Source organism: Pseudomonas sp. ANT_H12B (genome assembly GCF_008369325.1).
In the GTDB taxonomy this organism is placed as follows: Bacteria; Pseudomonadota; Gammaproteobacteria; order Pseudomonadales; family Pseudomonadaceae; genus Aquipseudomonas.
Genome location: NZ_VOBI01000027.1, coordinates 41443 through 56870, shown reverse-complemented (window position 1 = coordinate 56870; position 15428 = coordinate 41443). Strand labels below are relative to the sequence as shown.

The following is a 15428-nucleotide window of genomic DNA, read 5'->3' as shown; positions in this document are numbered from 1 at the left end:
ACTGGTCAGTTGGAAGGAATAAACAATCGAATAAAGGTCATCAAGCGGATGGCGTACGGTTACCGGGATAGCGAATTCTTTTTCATGAAGATCAAGAGCGTCTTTCCCGGTAATCCGTGATGAACCAAAAAAAAGGCGATCCATCCGGATCGCCTTTTTTATTACTTCACCACTTTCAAACTGGGTCGACCGCTGGGACGCGGTGGCTCACTGTCGGGTGGCGGAATATCGTCATCCGGCTCGATCCCTTCCTCGTCTTCCACAGGCGATTCCAGATCGAACACCATGCCCTGACCGTTCTCCCGAGCGTAAATACCCAGGATCGATGCGATAGGCACGTACAGGGTGTGCGGCACGCCACCGAAGCGCCCCTCGAAGCTGACCGCTTCGTTGTCCATGTGCAGATGACGCACGGCTGCCGGCGATACGTTCAGGACAATCTGTCCGTCACTGGCAAAACCCTGCGGCACCTGCACCGACGGATACTCGGAATTGACCAGCATGTGCGGGGTGCAATCGTTGTCCACAATCCACTCGTAGAGCGCGCGGACCAGATAAGGTCGACTGGAGTTCATAGCGGCTCCTTAAGCCTTAGCGCATATCGCGTTCGACACCAGACAGACTCGCCTGGAAAGCCTCACGCGCAAACGAGCGCTCCATGTAATCAAGCAACGGCTTGGCAGGCCGCGGCAGTTCTATACCCAGAATCGGCAAACGCCAGAGTATTGGTAATAGGCAGCAGTCCACCAGACTTTGTTCCTCGCTGAGGAAAAACGGCTTGTCGGCGAACAACGGCGACACGCCAGTCAGGCTTTCGCGCAGCTCTTTACGAGCCACGACACGGGCTGCTTCCTTGGACCGGGAATCCAGAATCAGATCCACCAGACCACACCAGTCACGCTGAATACGATGAATCAGCAGACGACTGTTGGCACGCGCCACGGGATAAACCGGCAGTAAAGGCGGGTGCGGGTAACGCTCATCCAGATATTCCATCACCACGGTCGACTCCCACAGCGCCAAGTCACGATCGACCAGGGTGGGCAGGCTTCCGTAAGGGTTCACTTCAATCAGTTTAGGCGGCTGGCGACCAGCTTCCACGTAAATGATCTCGGCGCTGACACCCTTCTCTGCAAGTACGATACGCACTCGGTGGGAATAGTGGTCGGCGGGGTCGGAGTAACAGGCCAACCGATTGGTCACGCCCATGGCGGTCCTCCTCGCTTGTTGAAATTATCGGAAGCGGAAAAACGCGCGCGCCCAGAGAGCGCCTCCCGTAACGCCTGGATTAACAGGCTCGTTACACCTTCAGAGACGCCCTTGGGCGCGCGCGATTAACAGCAATTGCTTGAAGCTCTATCAGTGCACATCTTTCCAGTATTCGCGCTTGAGCAGGTAGGCGAATACGAAGAAGAACGCCAGGTACAGCAATACGTAAGTACCGATGCGCTGATGTTGCAGCTTAACCGGGTTAGCCGAGTAAGCGAGGAAGGTTACCAGATTCTTGACCTTCTCATCGAACTGCTCTTCGGTCAGGGCACCGCTCTTCGGCACGATGGTCAGCTGATCGCACGCTTCATGAGTCAGCGCAGTACCGGTCAGCGGGTCATATTGCTTCTTGCCGTCTTCGACGACCTGAACCTGTTTGCAACCGACTACCTGACGACCTTGAAGACCAACCAGAACGTTAGGCATACCCACGTTTGGGAACACCTTGTTGTTCACACCCCAAGGGCGCGACGGGTCTTCGTAGAAAGACTTCAGGTAACCGTAGAGCCAGTCAGTGCCACGAACGCGGGCGACCAGGGTCAGGTCGGGCGGTGCCGCACCGAACCAGGTCTTGGCGTCAGCCGGCTGCATGCCGATGCTCATGTGATCGCCGATCTTGGCGCCGGTGAACACCAGCTTCGAGAGCATCAGGTCGTGCGGAATGCCCAGATCATCGGCGACACGTTCGTAACGCTGGAACTTGGCGCTGTGGCAGCCCATGCAGTAGTTGGCGAACGTACGCGCGCCATCTTGCATGGCAGCCTTGTCGGAAACGTCGATGTCGACCTTTTCCAGCTCAGGAGCACCCGCTGTCGACGCGAACGAGAACACAGGCATAGCAGCAAGAATCAGTACAGCAAATAGCTTTTTCATCAGCCAGTCACCCTTTCCGGAACCGGTTTGGTCTTCTCGAGCCTGGTGTAGAACGGCATCAGAATGAAGTAGGCGAAGTACAGGAAGGTACATACCTGCGACAGCAACGTACGACCTGGCGTTGGAGCCAGAACACCCAACACGCCCAGGATCACGAACGAGATGCAGAACACCCAGAGCCAGATCTTGCTCAGCCAGCCTTTGTAGCGCATCGACTTGACCGGGCTGCGGTCCAGCCATGGCAGGACGAACAGTACCGCGATGGCCGCCCCCATGGCGATAACGCCCAGGAGCTTGTCCGGAACCGCCCGCAAAATCGCGTAGAACGGCGTGAAGTACCAGACCGGAGCGATGTGCTCTGGCGTCTTGAAGGCGTTCGCCACTTCAAAGTTCGGCTTCTCGAGGAAGTAGCCGCCCATTTCCGGGAAGAAGAACACGATCGAGCAGAAGATGAACAGGAACACCACCACGCCGACGATATCTTTCACGGTGTAGTACGGATGGAAGGCAATGCCGTCCAGCGGTACGCCGTTTTCGTCTTTGTGTTTCTTGATGTCCACGCCGTCCGGGTTGTTCGAACCGACTTCGTGCAGCGCCAGGACGTGCAGCACCACCAGACCGAGAATCACGATCGGCAAGGCGACTACGTGCAGGGCGAAGAAGCGGTTCAGGGTAATACCCGAAATCAGGTAGTCACCACGAATCCACTGAGTCAGGTCGTCGCCGATGAGCGGGATTGCCCCAAACAGCGAGATGATCACCTGGGCACCCCAGTAGGACATCTGGCCCCACGGCAGCAGGTAACCCATGAAGGCTTCAGCCATCAGCGCCAGATAGATCAGCATGCCGAAGACCCACACCAGCTCGCGCGGCTTCTGGTACGAACCGTAGAGCAAGCCACGGAACATGTGCAGATAAACCACGATGAAGAACATCGAAGCGCCGACCGCGTGCAACATACGCAGGATCGAGCCGTACTCGACGTCGCGCATGATGTATTCGACGGAAGCGAACGCTTCTTCCGCCGACGGGGTGTAGCTCATGGTCAGCCAGACACCGGTAACGATCTGGTTGACCAGAACGAGCAGTGCAAGGGAGCCAAAGAAATAGAAGAAGTTGAAGTTCTTCGGGGCGTAGTACTTGCTGAGATGGTCTTCCCACATTTTGGTCGCGGGAAAGCGCGCATCAACCCAATCCATGAACTTGCTCATCACGCTTTCTCCGTATCGACGCCAATGACAATGATGTCATCGGTCTCATAGGAATGCGGGGGAACTGGCAGGTTCAAAGGCGCAGGTTGCGACTTGTAGACGCGACCAGCCAGATCGTAGTGGGAACCGTGGCAAGGGCAGAAATAACCACCTACCCAGTCCTTGCCCAGATCCGCAGGTGCCACTTCTGGACGGAAGGTCGGCGAGCAACCCAGGTGTGTGCAGATACCGATCAGCAGCAGAACCTCTGGCTTGATCGAACGTGTTTCCGGGTCGACATAAGTCGGTTGTGTCGAGTTCTTGGAGGTCGGGTCAGCGAGCTGGCCCTCGATCTTCTTAAGATTCCCCAGGATTTCCTCGGTTCGGCGGACAATGAACACCGGCTGACCGCGCCATTCAGCAATCATCTGCTGACCTGGCTCGATTTTGCTGACATTCACCTTCACCGGTGCACCTGCGGCTTTCGCCTTGGCACTGGGAAACCATGACCCCACGAACGGGACCGCAGCCCCCACCGCTCCTGCAGCACCCACCACGGATGTGGCTGCTACCAAGAAGCGACGCCGGCCTGCATTCACGCCGTCATTGCTCATTCAGTCCTCTCCCATCAGCTTTGTGGCCTGTTAAATCAGGCATCTACTAAGTAAAAATCTGAACTTATAAAAATTTTGCCGAATGGTAATGAAAAGCCCCAATTCTGACAAGGTAATTACCAAGGGGCTCCACTGCCAAGCCTTGCAGTATAGGGCTTCTGCGGATGTGGCAAGTTGTCACAGAACAATTTCTCAACAAATCGCGCCCATAAAAAAACGCCCAGCTTCCGAAGAAACGGGGCGTTCTTTTTGAACGTGAAAGCGAATTAACGCTTCGAGTACTGCGGACGCTTACGCGCTTTACGCAGACCAACTTTCTTACGTTCAACTTCACGAGCATCGCGAGTAACGAAGCCAGCCTTGCGCAGAGCGCCACGCAGGGTTTCGTCGTACTGCATCAGTGCGCGAGTGATACCGTGGCGGATTGCGCCAGCTTGACCACTTACACCACCACCGATCACGGTGACGTAGATGTCGAATTTCTCGACAGTCTCAGTCAGTTCCAGCGGCTGACGAACTACCATGCGGGCAGTTTCGCGACCGAAGAAATTTTCCAGGGTGCGGTTGTTGATGGAGATGTTACCAGTACCCGGACGCAGGAAAACGCGTGCGGTTGCGGTCTTGCGACGGCCAGTGCCGTAATTTTGAGTCGCCGACATAATGAACTATTCCGTTAAAACTTCAGTTCTTGGGGCTGCTGAGCAGTATGAGGGTGTACAGCGCCCGCATAGACTTTCAGCTTACGATACATGTCGCGACCCAGCGGGTTCTTAGGCAGCATGCCTTTGACCGCGGTCTCGATCACGCGCTCAGGGGCTTTAGCAATCAGCTTTTCGAAGTTGATCGACTTGATGCCGCCCGGGAAACCGGAGTGGGAGTAGTAGATTTTGTCGGTGGTTTTAGCACCGGTTACACGAATCTGCTCGGCATTGATAACGACGATGTAATCGCCGGTGTCAACGTGAGGAGTGTACTCAGCTTTATGCTTGCCACGCAGACGGCTCGCGATTTCGGTGGCCAGACGACCCAGGGTCTGACCCGCAGCGTCGACGACAAACCAGTCGTGCTGTACTGTTTCCGGTTTAGCAGTAAAAGTTTTCATTCTTTATAGCCTCAGGGGCCGCCCTGTAAATTAGACGGCGGATCTTACTGAATAGTGCGTACTTTGACAAGTCAAAGGCAGCCGGATACAGACGCTTTCGGGGGCTCGGGTCGGCGCGTCCGTTCAACGGCAAGATTCTTCGGCGGCGGCGCATCACTTCCACTGCAGAAAGAGGTGCGCAATTATGCAGATTGCGAAAAATAATTCAACCTGCTTTTATGATTGTTTTGCCAAAGGAGCACCCGATGGACTATCGCCAGCTAGGCCGAACCGATCTGAATGTGAGTGCAATCTGCCTCGGCACCATGACTTGGGGCGAGCAGAACAGCGAGGCTGAAGCCTTCGTCCAGATTGAACGGGCCAAAAGCGCCGGGATCAATTTCATCGATACTGCCGAGATGTACCCGGTGCCGCCGAAGGCCGAAACCTACGCTACCACCGAACGCTACATCGGCAATTACTTCAAAAGTCGCGGCGATCGAGCCGACTGGATCCTGGCCAGCAAGATCGCCGGCCCCGGCAACACCATCGATTACATCCGCGACAAAAATCTGCGGCACAACCGCCAGCATATCGTTGAGGCCGTGGACGCCAGCCTCAAGCGCCTGCAAACCGACTACATCGACCTCTATCAGCTGCACTGGCCGGAACGCAGCACCAATTTCTTCGGCCAGTTGGGCTACAAGCACAAGAGCGAAGCCAATCTGACGCCGCTGGAGGACACCCTCGAAGCGCTGGACGAACAGGTCAAGGCCGGCAAGATCCGCCATATCGGCCTGTCCAATGAAACGCCGTGGGGCGCCATGCGTTTCCTCGCTTTGGCCGAAGCCCGTGGCTGGCCGCGCGCGGTGTCGATCCAGAACCCCTACAACCTGCTCAACCGCAGCTTCGAAGTCGGCCTGGCGGAAGTTGCCATCCGCGAACAGTGCGGCCTGCTCGCCTATTCGCCGTTGGCATTCGGTTTCCTGTCGGGCAAGTACGAAGGTGGCGCCCGCCCGCCCAAAGGTCGCCTGAGCCTCTACAGCCGCTTCAGCCGCTATTTCAATCCGCAGTCGGAAGCAGCCTGCAGCCGTTATGTAGCGCTGGCGCGCGAACACGGCCTGGACCCGGCGCAAATGGCGTTGGCTTTTGTTACGCAGCAGCCGTTTGTGACCAGCAACATCATCGGCGCTACCACCATGGAGCAGCTGGAGAGCAACATCGCCAGCTTCGAGCTGAAACTTTCCGATGAAGTGCTGGAAGGGATTGAGGCGATTCACAAGGATCACCCGAATCCGGCGCCGTAACTTACGACGGCGATCATTCCCACGCTCTGCGTGGGAATGATCTCGCGACGTCAAAGCGACCGCGCAATAATCTCCTTCATGATTTCATTGGTCCCGGCATAGATCCGCTGCACCCGCGCATCCGCCCACGCCCGGGCCACCGGGTATTCCCACATGAACCCGTACCCACCATGCAACTGCACGCACTCGTCGAGCACCTTGCATTGCAGGTCGGTGCCCCAGTATTTCGCCATCGCCGCCGTCGGCACGTCGAGCTTGCCTTGCAGGTGCAGCTCCAGACACTTATCGACAAAGACCCGGCCAATCTGAATCTCGGTAGCCATTTCCGCCAGTTTGAAGCGGGTGTTCTGGAAGTCGGCGATCGCCTTGCCGAACGCCTTGCGTTCACGGGTGTAGTCGAGCGTCCATTGCAGCGCAGCTTCAGCCGAAGCCAGTCCGCCAATGGCAACGGTAAGCCGCTCTTGCGGCAATTCCTGCATCAGGTAAGCGAACCCCATCCCGGCCTGTCCCAGCAGGTTTTCCTTGGGCACCCGCACGTCCTGAAAGAACAACTCCGAAGTGTCCTGAGCCTTCATGCCGACTTTTTCCAGACGCTTGCCCTTGGCGAAGCCTGGGGTGTTGGCTTCCACCAGAAACAGGCTGGTGCCTTTCGCGCCAGCCTTCGGATCTGTCTTGGCCACGACAATCACCAGGTCTGCGAGAAAGCCGTTGGTGATGAAAGTTTTCGAACCGTTGATCACATATTCATCGCCATCGAGCACTGCGGTGGTTTTCACCCCTTGCAGGTCGGAGCCGGCGCCCGGTTCGGTCATCGCAATGGCAGTGACCATCTCCCCGGACACCAGTTTCGGCAGGTATTTGTGTTTCAGCGCCTCACTGCCGTAATGCAGGATGTACGGCGCGACAATGTCCGAATGCAGGGAGAAACCGATACCAGTCAGGCCGAGACGACCGACCTCTTCGATCACGACGGCGCTGTAGAGAAAGTCCGCTGCCAACCCGCCGTACTCTTCCGGCAGGTGCGAACAGAGCATCCCCGCCTCTCCCGCCTTGTTCCAGAGTTTGCGGTCGATATGGCCCTGCTTTTCCCATTGTCCGTGAAACGGCACGGCTTCTTTTTCGAGAAACGTTCGCACGCTGTCGCGGAAAAGTTCGTGCTCGGAACTGAACAAGGTTCTGGGGATCATGCGGCACCTGTGGTTATTGTTAGAAAGGATTGACCTTCAGAGACTAAGCCTCACATCCGATACAGGACACTGGACACATCAGACAAAAAATAAGACGATCCAGCCGTCTGGTGACCACTTTCCCCTATAAGAATAAAGTTGAATTATGTCTAACCAAGCCTCCACGCCCTTGCGGCGCGTCAGCATCCTGGCTATCGACCGGGTTTTCGCTTCCACCCTCATGCAAGCCAAGGATTTCTTCCACCTGGCCAGCCTGCGTTACGGCAAACAACTGGGCCAAGGCCTGACACCGGCATTCGAAACCCGGCTGGTCAGCCCCGACGGCAAACCGGTGAACAGCTTCAGCGACGTGATCATGCCGGTGGACGGCGGCCTGGAAAACGCTGACGTCATCATCCTCCCGGCGTTCTGGGACGATTTCGAAACCCTTTGCCAACGTTATCCACAGGTCCTGCCGTGGCTGCGCCAGCAACATGCGCGCGGCGCGGTACTTTGCGGCGAGGCTACAGGCGTGTTCTGGCTCGCCGAAGCCGGCCTGCTCGATGGCAAGGAGGCCACCACCTACTGGCGCTTCTTCAACGCGTTTGCCGAACGTTTCCCGAAGGTTCAGCTCAATCAGGACAAGCACCTGACCGATGCCGATAACCTCTATTGCGCTGGCGGCACCACGTCGGCCTGCGATCTTTATATCTACCTGATCGAACGGTTCTGCGGCGCTAATGTGTCCCAGGCTGTAGCGCGGGACATTCTCTATGAAGTGCAGCGCAGCTACTCGCCAGGAAGAATCGGTTTCGGTGGTCAGAAGCTGCATCAGGACGTGATCATCCTGCAGATCCAGCACTGGCTCGAAGAACACTTCGCCGACAAATTCCGCTTCGAAGACGTCGCTCGCGAGCACGGCATGAGCATCCGCAATTTCATGCGCCGCTTCCAGACCGCCACCGGCGACAAGCCGCTGCACTATCTGCAACGCCTGCGTATAGAGACGGCCAAAGGCTTGCTGTCCGGCAGCCGCAAGAGCATCAAGACCATCAGTTATGAGGTCGGCTACGACGATGCGAGTTTCTTTGCGCGGTTGTTCCGCCAACACACCGAATTGTCGCCGAACCAGTATCGTCAGCAGTTTCAGCAGGCGGCTTGATATTCAGCCTCACCACAAATCCAATGTGGGAGCGACGGTGCGACGATTCGTCGCTCCCGCAGGGATTCTTCGGCACGCGCAAAAGGGCCTGTCACCAAGGCCTTTTTCCCACGCAACAAACGGAAACTAGAGCAGCCCAGCGCCCCAATGTGCTGATACCGCCCCGATTGCTCCGTACCTCAACATCTTCCCTGCAAACATCATCAGGGAAGATCAACAGTGACCATTGGATCAAGCTACAACCACCCATCATCCATCATCAATACCACTCGAACCCAACGTTCGACCAATGGCAAATGGGCGGCCCGTTTCCCTAATCCGCCCGACTTGTGCTTCGACTATCGTGCACTGGTGGAACAGGAAAACGGTATCGCCAAGGCAGCTGACCCACACCATAAAATCAGCATCATCGGCGCCGGTGTCACCGGGCTGACGGCCGCCAGAGAACTGTATCGCTGCGGGTTTACCGACATTACCCTGATCGAACAATCCAGACGGATCGGCGGCAGGCACCTGACTGTTGCCGGGAGCGCGAATTCGACGACGAGCCATACACCTTTTGAAATGGGCGCCATGCGAATGCCCTTTTTCAACCGAGCCGGCGAGCCACCGAAAGAAGGTCGCTCGCTGATGGCTTATTACGCCAATGCCTTCGACCTGGAGTGTTCGGATTTCGCCAATCCCGGAAGCCAATGGGTCACCTCGACGGGGATTTATCTGCGAGAAGGCAGCATGGGCGGCGGATCAACTCCGCAGATGCTGATCTGGAAAAACGCTGATGGCCAGACCCCACCGCCCGGCGCAGACCTACAAAGGGTTTATGCAAAGTGGAAAGCCTTCGCCGATCACATGACCCGTCACGTCGCTGAGGTGTTTGCCAGTCAGGCATGGGAAGCCATGTGGGCCGCTATCGTGGAAAAATACCAGGGCGTTTCGTTCCGCGATTTGGTCAGCATGCCTGCCCTGCAAGCCTGGGACGAACGCTTGCCGGGCGACTTCGGCGGAATGGGCATGTCCGCAGAGGAATCTGCGATTTTCTACGCCATCGGCATCGGCGATGGTAGCTGGGGAGCCTTTTACGATGTCTGCTCTCTGTATCCCCTGCGTACTGCCATTTTTGGATTCAGCAGCCAACTGCAATTGATCCTGGGCCGGGTGGACTCAATGGGCGATCCGCTGGATTCCCCTTATCTGCACGACGAGGCTGTTTTTGACTCGAAGGGTCTGAGTTTCGACCGCCCCCGTTACATCGGGCTCGCAGCGCTGGACGAATGCCTGCTGTTCATGAAAACCGCCGAAACCGGAAAGTCCTTCTACGAACACTGCGGGGAAAGAAACAACGGCTTACTCACTGACTCATCCGTTACAAAATTGCAAAAACTGGCTAATCGGAAAACCCGCGTCTACTACAACTGGAAACACAGCCAACCCGAGCACACCCAGGAACATTTCGATGACTTCGACTCGGTCATCATGACCCTACCTTCCTGGCTGATCGAAACTCGAATCCTGCTTGAAAACTTCACACGGGAGATGCTGCCTTTGGAGACGATCAATGCCTACAAAACTGCGCACTGGGAAACCAGTTGCAAAGTATTCGCCCCGCTAAAGAAATCTTTTCTTTCAAAAAACACCAACATCCCGCAAGCCATCGTCACCGACAGCTTTATCCATGACGTCTACACCTATCGCTACAACGCCAACTACAGCTACGACTGCATTCTCCTGAGTTACACATGGGAAGATGACGCCACCAAACTGGCCTCATTCAGCGACAAGGAACTGGTGGACAAATGCGCCAAAGAACTGGACCGCATCCTCATGAACTCCGCCAATATCCAGGAAAAAATCTCGCCCTACATTGGTCTTGATCAAGCAGTGGTTCATCGCTGGATGACCGATAAAAATGCGTTGGGTTGTGCAAAGTTATACCGGGCCGGCACCTACTACAACGCCGTCAGCCTGATGAAGTACAACCGGGATTTCGGGCATGTTTCAGGCCTGTATTTTTCCGGCGAGTCATTTTCGGTTGATGCCGGCTGGACCGAACCGTGCTTTCGCGGCGCCATCGATGCGGTCATTCATATCTGCAACAAAACTGGCGCTGCTTTCCATGGCGGTTTTTCCTTGAGTGACTATCCGCACTATAACGTCAGAACCTGATCACCTTCCTTGCCTGGAGCCATGCACGACGTGTATTGGCTCTACTTTGGCGACCTCCTGCCAAGCGCCTCGTGCAGTCATCTTGGGACATGGACTACACCCTAAACGGAAGTAGCTGACTTACGCGTTCTCGTCCATTCGACTCTCATAAGCACGCACTTAAACAGCGTGAATAACAATAAAAAAGAGGTCATCGGGAATGAGCGAGTCAACAAGTCCTGTTCGTGTAGCAGTCGTGCAATTCGACCCACAAGTCGGCATGCAAAATCGCGAAGCAAATCTGCGAAACAGCCTGGAATTAGCGCTGAAGGCGGCAAATGACGGTGCGAATCTCATCGTCCTGCCCGAGCTTTCAAGCACAGGTTACTTCTTCAAAACCCGGCAGGATGCGTTTGAGCATTCGGAGGCCGTCCCCAGCGGGGCGAGCGTACAGAGCTGGATGGACTTTGCCCGTCAGCACAAGGTTTATCTGGTCGCCGGTTTGACGGAGCGCGACGGCATGCAGCTGTTCAACACTGGCGTTCTTGTCGGACCTGACGGCTTCATCGGCAAGTACCGAAAAGCACATTTATGGAATCTGGAAAAATTGTGGTTCACGCCGGGCGATCTGGGCTTCCCGGTTTTCGACACCCCAATCGGTCGCATCGGCTTGTTGATCTGCTGGGATATCTGGTTCCCGGAAGTACCGCGCATTTTGAGCCAGCAAGGCGCCGACATCATTTGCAGCCTGAACAATTGGGTCTGGACCCCGCCGCCTCTGTTTGATGACGCCGGCAAGTGCATGGCGTCGTACCTGACGATGACGGCGGCTCACGTCAACAATGTCTTTATCGCGGCGGCGAGCCGGATAGGCGAAGAGCGAGGTGCACGTTACCTGGGTTGCTCGCTGATCGCAGGCACCAACGGCTGGCCTATTGGCAAGGTGGCTTCAGCGGACAAGCAGGAAATCCTGTTTGCCGACATCGACCTGACCAGCTCGCGCAGCGCACCTATCTGGAACAACTTGAACGATTTGCATCGCGACCGTCGAGCCGATCTTTACGATCAAATGCTCGGTTACACCCAGCACCCTTGTCTGCCGCGCTGATAAGGGGGCATGACTGATGGAAACCGCAAACGAAAAACCGCAAAACCGCCTTGCCGCCAGGTCGCCGATGGATACGGCGATCATCTGGCTGATGCTCGGCACGGCACTGTTGATCATCTGGCTTTCATTTACTTACCGCTCATCCTGGTCAGCTCATTGGCCAGACTACAGTCACATGGTATCGAGCCTTCCGGAGCCGAGCGCCTGGTTGCGCTGGATCCTGGGAGACATCAGCGAGGTGGCGTTCTACAAACATGAGTTTGCTTCGATCGGGCTGCTGGCAGGCGCCTATCTGGCCTACTGGGCGAATCGAACGGGTAGAGCCTGGCAAGGCTTTACCATTTGCTACGGCAGTGGTTTATGGCCATGGCTTGTGACCAGTTCGTTGCTTGGACTGTTGCTGAGCAACCTGCTGTGGGGCTGGACGGTCACGGCCACCAGTTGGCAACCGACGTTTGCGGCGTTTGTTTCGTTGCCGGCGGCGATGGTGCTGATGTTTGGCGGCGGCTGGAAGGTTGCGATCAATGGCGCAATCATGGGCGCGGTGTTCGTCACGCCTCTGTGCTTGCTGATCGTCAATTACGTCTGCAATCCCTTGGGATTGCCCGCCGTGATCGGCAACGTCACGGGCATGGCGGTCGCCAGCGTCGGCGCTTTTGTGCTCTGTCGTTGCCTGCCGAGCCTGATGAAGTCCGACCGAACCCAAGAGCCCTCCGCTCCTGCGCCCTCACCCACCGTCACCAAAACGCCTGACTACGGCGTCGTGTGGACGCTGCGCCGGGTGTTGGCGGACTTTTCCGAAGCGCCGTTCTTTGGCAATGAATGGGCCAGTCTCGGTTTGATCGCGGGCGCCTTGCTGGCTTACTCCTTGAACCCGACCAGCCCGGTGTATGGCACGGGTCTGCTGCCACAACTGCTCGCCGCGCAGGCGCTGACCTCGGCGTTGGGAGTGGTGATCTGGCGTCGACAATGGATGTTGCGTGGCTGGTATCCCACTTACGTTCCGTTGGTGTCAGTCGTGCCGGCGGCCGTTTTGACGCACGGGGGTAGCTGGGAGGTCATTGTCTCGAGCGCGTTGCTAGGGGCTTTGATTGCGCCTCCGCTGGCATGCGCGATCGCCAAGCGCTTGCCGCCTGACATGCATGGTTTTATCGGCAATGTGCTGTCCATGGCCATCAGTACGCTACTGATCATTCCGTTTATCGGACTGCTGATCGCTAACTGATGTGCATCGCTTTTGGGCTGTATCACGGACCCAAATGCGGATACAGCCACTTCTCATCACAAACAAATGAGGTATCCCATGGACCTGCCCAAACTGGCCATTGCGGCGCTCGGCGGCACCGTGAGCATGCAAGCCAGGAATGCCGGTGAAGGGGTGATCCCGACCGTCAGCGGTGAAACCTTGCTGGAATCGGTTCCTGAGTTGTCGACTCTGGCACGGGTCACCGTAGAAACGCTCGGGCTGTTGCCGAGTGCCTCACTGGATTTCGAGTTTTTACTGAGTGTCCTTTCCTGGGCGCATGTGCAAATCAGTCAAGGTGCGGTGGGTGTGGTCATCACTCAAGGCACGGACACCCTCGAAGAAACAGCCACATTTTTCGACTATTTGTGGGACCACAAAGAGCCGTTGGTCCTGACCGGCGCCATGCGTTCGGCAGCCCAGGCAGGGGCCGATGGTCCGGCGAATCTGTTGGATGCTTGCCGTGTTGCAATGGCTGAAAATAGCTGTCAACGAGGCGTTCAAGTAGTGATGAACGGACAGATTCATTCAGCGAATTCCATCCGAAAAACCGATTCCTTGGCATTGCAGGCGTTCTCCTCCCCTATCGTTGGCCCTGTCGGCATGCTGATGGAAAACACTGTCAAGTATCTACGCCAGCCGTTCCAGCGCAGAGTCCTGCCGGTGCCACAGCTGACCACACAGAAGGTTGCGTTGCTGGAAGCGTCGCTTTGCGCCGACACGCTGTTAATCGAGAACATCCTCGAACTGGGTTACGACGGGCTGGTGATTGCGGGTTTCGGTGCAGGACACGTTTGCGCGGGCTGGGCGGAGGTGATTGAGACTATCGCCAGAAAAATCCCTGTCATCGTCGCCACACGGACAGGTTCCGGCTCTACGGCTCAATCGACTTACGGCTTTATCGGCAGCGAGATGGACCTGATCCGTAAAGGCGCATCGATGGCCGGATTTCTTTGTCCACGCAAAGCTCGAATCCTGCTGTGGCTGCTCGTCGGTTGCCAGCGGCAAGATGAACTGGCGCGCTTTCTCGTTCAAAACTGACAAAACAGCGCACAAAAAAGGCCTGCAATGCAGGCCTTCCTTATTTTCCGAATCGTCCTACGGCTTATGCGCCCGGGACAGGAATTCGTGGGATTGCATTTCCAGGAGCCGACTCAGGGTGCGCTGGAACTCGAAGTTCAGGCGACCGCCGGTGTAGAGATCCTTGAGCTCGACTTCTGCAGAAATGATCAGCTTCACGTTGCGGTCGTAGAACTCGTCGACCATGTTGATAAAGCGTCGCGCAATGTCGTCGGTGGTGACGTTCATCTGCTCCACACCGCTGAGCAACACAGCGTGGAAGATCTTGCCCAGTTCGATGTAGTCGTTCTGGCTGCGCGGGCCGTCGCACAGTTCGCGGAAGTCGAACCAGGCCACGTCATCGCACGTGCGCAAAGCACGGATTTCGCGGTTCTCGATCATCAGCACATCGTTCTCGATGGCTGCCGTGCATTCCGGCGTCAGGGCACGGAAGCTCTTGCGCAGGCTTTCGTGGGACGCTTCGTCCAGCGGGAAGTGGAACAGCTCCGCTTGTTCGAGGTGACGCAGACGATAATCCACGCCGCTGTCGACATTGACGATCTCGGTATTCTGCTTGATCAGCGCAATGGCCGGCAGGAAGCGCGCACGTTGCAGGCCGTCCTTGTACAAACCATCCGGCACGATATTCGAGGTCGCGACCAGGGTCACGCCGTTCTTGAACAGCTCTTCCATCAGCGTGCCGAGGATCATCGCGTCGGTAATGTCGGACACGAAAAACTCATCGAAGCAAATCACCCGGGCTTCGTCGGAGAAACGCTTGGCGATGATGGTCAGCGGGTTTTTTTCGCCGCTGAGGGTCTTCATCTCTTCGTGCACGCGCTTCATGAAGCGGTGGAAGTGAGTGCGGACCTTTTCCTTGAACGGCAGCGCTTCGAAGAAGGTATCGACCAGGTAGGTCTTGCCGCGGCCGACGCCGCCCCAGAAGTACAGGCCCTTGACCGGTGCCGCGTCTTTCTTGCCAAACAGTTTGCCGAGCAGGCCCGGTTTGCTGTGCGAGGCCGCGATCAGATCGTCGTACAGGCGTTGCAAATGGCGCACCGCAGTTTCCTGCGCGGCGTCATGGAAGAATTCCGGGCGTTTCAGATCAGCTTGATATCGTTCTAGGGGCGTCATAATTCGTTAGCAAGGCAACAAAAACGGGCCGTCACTGTAGCGACGGCCCGTGAGAATGGCAATCGGCCCTTGGTCGGACC

At 56.6% G+C, this 15428-nt stretch carries 16 protein-coding genes; 7 read left to right on the top strand and 9 right to left on the bottom strand.

Features of this window, described 5'->3' with window-relative positions; all coding sequences use genetic code 11:
* Positions 1-120 (top strand): transposase (locus tag FQ185_RS28050; RefSeq protein WP_141228961.1); only part of this gene is annotated, 120 nt, incomplete at its 5' end.
* A 41-nt stretch (positions 121-161) separates the two neighbouring features.
* Here the strand turns inward: FQ185_RS28050 and FQ185_RS28045 are convergent.
* The 7 genes from FQ185_RS28045 to rplM form a co-directional block, all read right to left on the bottom strand.
* Positions 162-575 carry a ClpXP protease specificity-enhancing factor gene (locus FQ185_RS28045; RefSeq protein ID WP_149420269.1) on the bottom strand — a complete coding sequence of 138 codons (414 nt, stop codon included), beginning with the start codon at positions 573-575 and terminating at the stop codon, positions 162-164.
* 16 nt (positions 576-591) lie between these two features.
* A complete protein-coding gene (locus FQ185_RS28040) occupies positions 592-1209 on the bottom strand; it encodes a glutathione S-transferase N-terminal domain-containing protein (RefSeq protein WP_008155978.1) in 618 nt (205 codons plus the stop codon).
* A 150-nt stretch (positions 1210-1359) separates the two neighbouring features.
* On the bottom strand, positions 1360-2142 hold the full coding sequence (locus FQ185_RS28035; RefSeq protein WP_149420268.1) for a cytochrome c1: 783 nt from the start codon (positions 2140-2142) through the stop codon (positions 1360-1362).
* Positions 2142-3353 carry a cytochrome bc complex cytochrome b subunit gene (locus FQ185_RS28030; protein ID WP_149420267.1) on the bottom strand — a complete coding sequence of 404 codons (1212 nt, stop codon included), beginning with the start codon at positions 3351-3353 and terminating at the stop codon, positions 2142-2144. Before FQ185_RS28030 ends, FQ185_RS28035 begins: the two co-directional genes overlap by 1 nt.
* Complete coding sequence (petA, locus tag FQ185_RS28025; protein ID WP_123494473.1) at positions 3353-3946, bottom strand: ubiquinol-cytochrome c reductase iron-sulfur subunit; 594 nt, start codon at positions 3944-3946, stop codon at positions 3353-3355. Before petA ends, FQ185_RS28030 begins: the two co-directional genes overlap by 1 nt.
* A 266-nt stretch (positions 3947-4212) precedes the next feature.
* On the bottom strand, positions 4213-4605 hold the full coding sequence (gene rpsI / locus FQ185_RS28020; protein ID WP_003216038.1) for a 30S ribosomal protein S9: 393 nt from the start codon (positions 4603-4605) through the stop codon (positions 4213-4215).
* A gap of 14 nt (positions 4606-4619) precedes the next feature.
* A complete protein-coding gene (gene rplM / locus FQ185_RS28015; protein WP_046048262.1) occupies positions 4620-5048 on the bottom strand; it encodes a 50S ribosomal protein L13 in 429 nt (142 codons plus the stop codon).
* A 245-nt stretch (positions 5049-5293) separates the two neighbouring features.
* On the opposite strand from rplM, the gene FQ185_RS28010 reads away from it, so the two are divergent.
* The gene (locus FQ185_RS28010) at positions 5294-6334 is read left to right on the top strand and encodes an NADP(H)-dependent aldo-keto reductase (RefSeq protein ID WP_149420266.1); all 1041 of its coding nucleotides are present in this window, start codon (positions 5294-5296) and stop codon (positions 6332-6334) included.
* A gap of 50 nt (positions 6335-6384) precedes the next feature.
* On the opposite strand, the gene FQ185_RS28005 is transcribed toward FQ185_RS28010, so the two are convergent.
* Positions 6385-7521, bottom strand: a complete 1137-nt coding sequence (locus FQ185_RS28005; RefSeq protein ID WP_149420265.1) for an acyl-CoA dehydrogenase family protein — start codon at positions 7519-7521, stop codon at positions 6385-6387.
* Positions 7522-7765: 244 nt separating this feature from the next.
* Between FQ185_RS28005 and FQ185_RS28000 the strand changes: the two genes are divergently transcribed.
* The 5 genes from FQ185_RS28000 (at position 7766) to FQ185_RS27980 (ending at position 14196) form a co-directional block, all read left to right on the top strand.
* Positions 7766-8662, top strand: a complete 897-nt coding sequence (locus FQ185_RS28000; RefSeq protein ID WP_178113618.1) for a GlxA family transcriptional regulator — start codon at positions 7766-7768, stop codon at positions 8660-8662.
* 219 nt (positions 8663-8881) lie between these two features.
* Positions 8882-10825: an FAD-dependent oxidoreductase gene (locus FQ185_RS27995; RefSeq protein ID WP_149420263.1), complete on the top strand. Its 1944-nt coding sequence runs from the start codon at positions 8882-8884 to the stop codon at positions 10823-10825.
* 199 nt (positions 10826-11024) lie between these two features.
* On the top strand, positions 11025-11912 hold the full coding sequence (locus tag FQ185_RS27990) for a nitrilase family protein (protein ID WP_149420262.1): 888 nt from the start codon (positions 11025-11027) through the stop codon (positions 11910-11912).
* Between the two features lie 16 nt (positions 11913-11928).
* Positions 11929-13137 carry a hypothetical protein gene (locus FQ185_RS27985; protein WP_149420261.1) on the top strand — a complete coding sequence of 403 codons (1209 nt, stop codon included), beginning with the start codon at positions 11929-11931 and terminating at the stop codon, positions 13135-13137.
* 78 nt (positions 13138-13215) lie between these two features.
* Positions 13216-14196, top strand: a complete 981-nt coding sequence (locus FQ185_RS27980; protein ID WP_149420260.1) for an asparaginase — start codon at positions 13216-13218, stop codon at positions 14194-14196.
* 57 nt (positions 14197-14253) lie between these two features.
* Here the strand turns inward: FQ185_RS27980 and zapE are convergent, their stop codons facing one another.
* On the bottom strand, positions 14254-15348 hold the full coding sequence (gene zapE / locus FQ185_RS27975) for a cell division protein ZapE (protein WP_149420259.1): 1095 nt from the start codon (positions 15346-15348) through the stop codon (positions 14254-14256).
* Positions 15349-15428: the final 80 nt, after the last annotated feature.

Bases quoted from the DNA above. Each gene is read 5' to 3' on its own strand.
- FQ185_RS28045 (WP_149420269.1), bottom strand. From the start codon at position 575: ATGAACTCCAGTCGACCTTATCTGGTCCGCGCGCTCTACGAGTGGATT.
- FQ185_RS28040 (WP_008155978.1), bottom strand. From the start codon at position 1,209: ATGGGCGTGACCAATCGGTTGGCCTGTTACTCCGACCCCGCCGACCAC.
- FQ185_RS28035 (WP_149420268.1), bottom strand. From the start codon at position 2,142: ATGAAAAAGCTATTTGCTGTACTGATTCTTGCTGCTATGCCTGTGTTC.
- FQ185_RS28030 (WP_149420267.1), bottom strand. From the start codon at position 3,353: ATGAGCAAGTTCATGGATTGGGTTGATGCGCGCTTTCCCGCGACCAAA.
- petA (WP_123494473.1), bottom strand. From the start codon at position 3,946: ATGAGCAATGACGGCGTGAATGCAGGCCGGCGTCGCTTCTTGGTAGCA.
- rpsI (WP_003216038.1), bottom strand. From the start codon at position 4,605: ATGTCGGCGACTCAAAATTACGGCACTGGCCGTCGCAAGACCGCAACC.
- rplM (WP_046048262.1), bottom strand. From the start codon at position 5,048: ATGAAAACTTTTACTGCTAAACCGGAAACAGTACAGCACGACTGGTTT.
- FQ185_RS28010 (WP_149420266.1), top strand. From the start codon at position 5,294: ATGGACTATCGCCAGCTAGGCCGAACCGATCTGAATGTGAGTGCAATC.
- FQ185_RS28005 (WP_149420265.1), bottom strand. From the start codon at position 7,521: ATGATCCCCAGAACCTTGTTCAGTTCCGAGCACGAACTTTTCCGCGAC.
- FQ185_RS27990 (WP_149420262.1), top strand. From the start codon at position 11,025: ATGAGCGAGTCAACAAGTCCTGTTCGTGTAGCAGTCGTGCAATTCGAC.
- FQ185_RS27985 (WP_149420261.1), top strand. From the start codon at position 11,929: ATGGAAACCGCAAACGAAAAACCGCAAAACCGCCTTGCCGCCAGGTCG.
- FQ185_RS27980 (WP_149420260.1), top strand. From the start codon at position 13,216: ATGGACCTGCCCAAACTGGCCATTGCGGCGCTCGGCGGCACCGTGAGC.
- zapE (WP_149420259.1), bottom strand. From the start codon at position 15,348: ATGACGCCCCTAGAACGATATCAAGCTGATCTGAAACGCCCGGAATTC.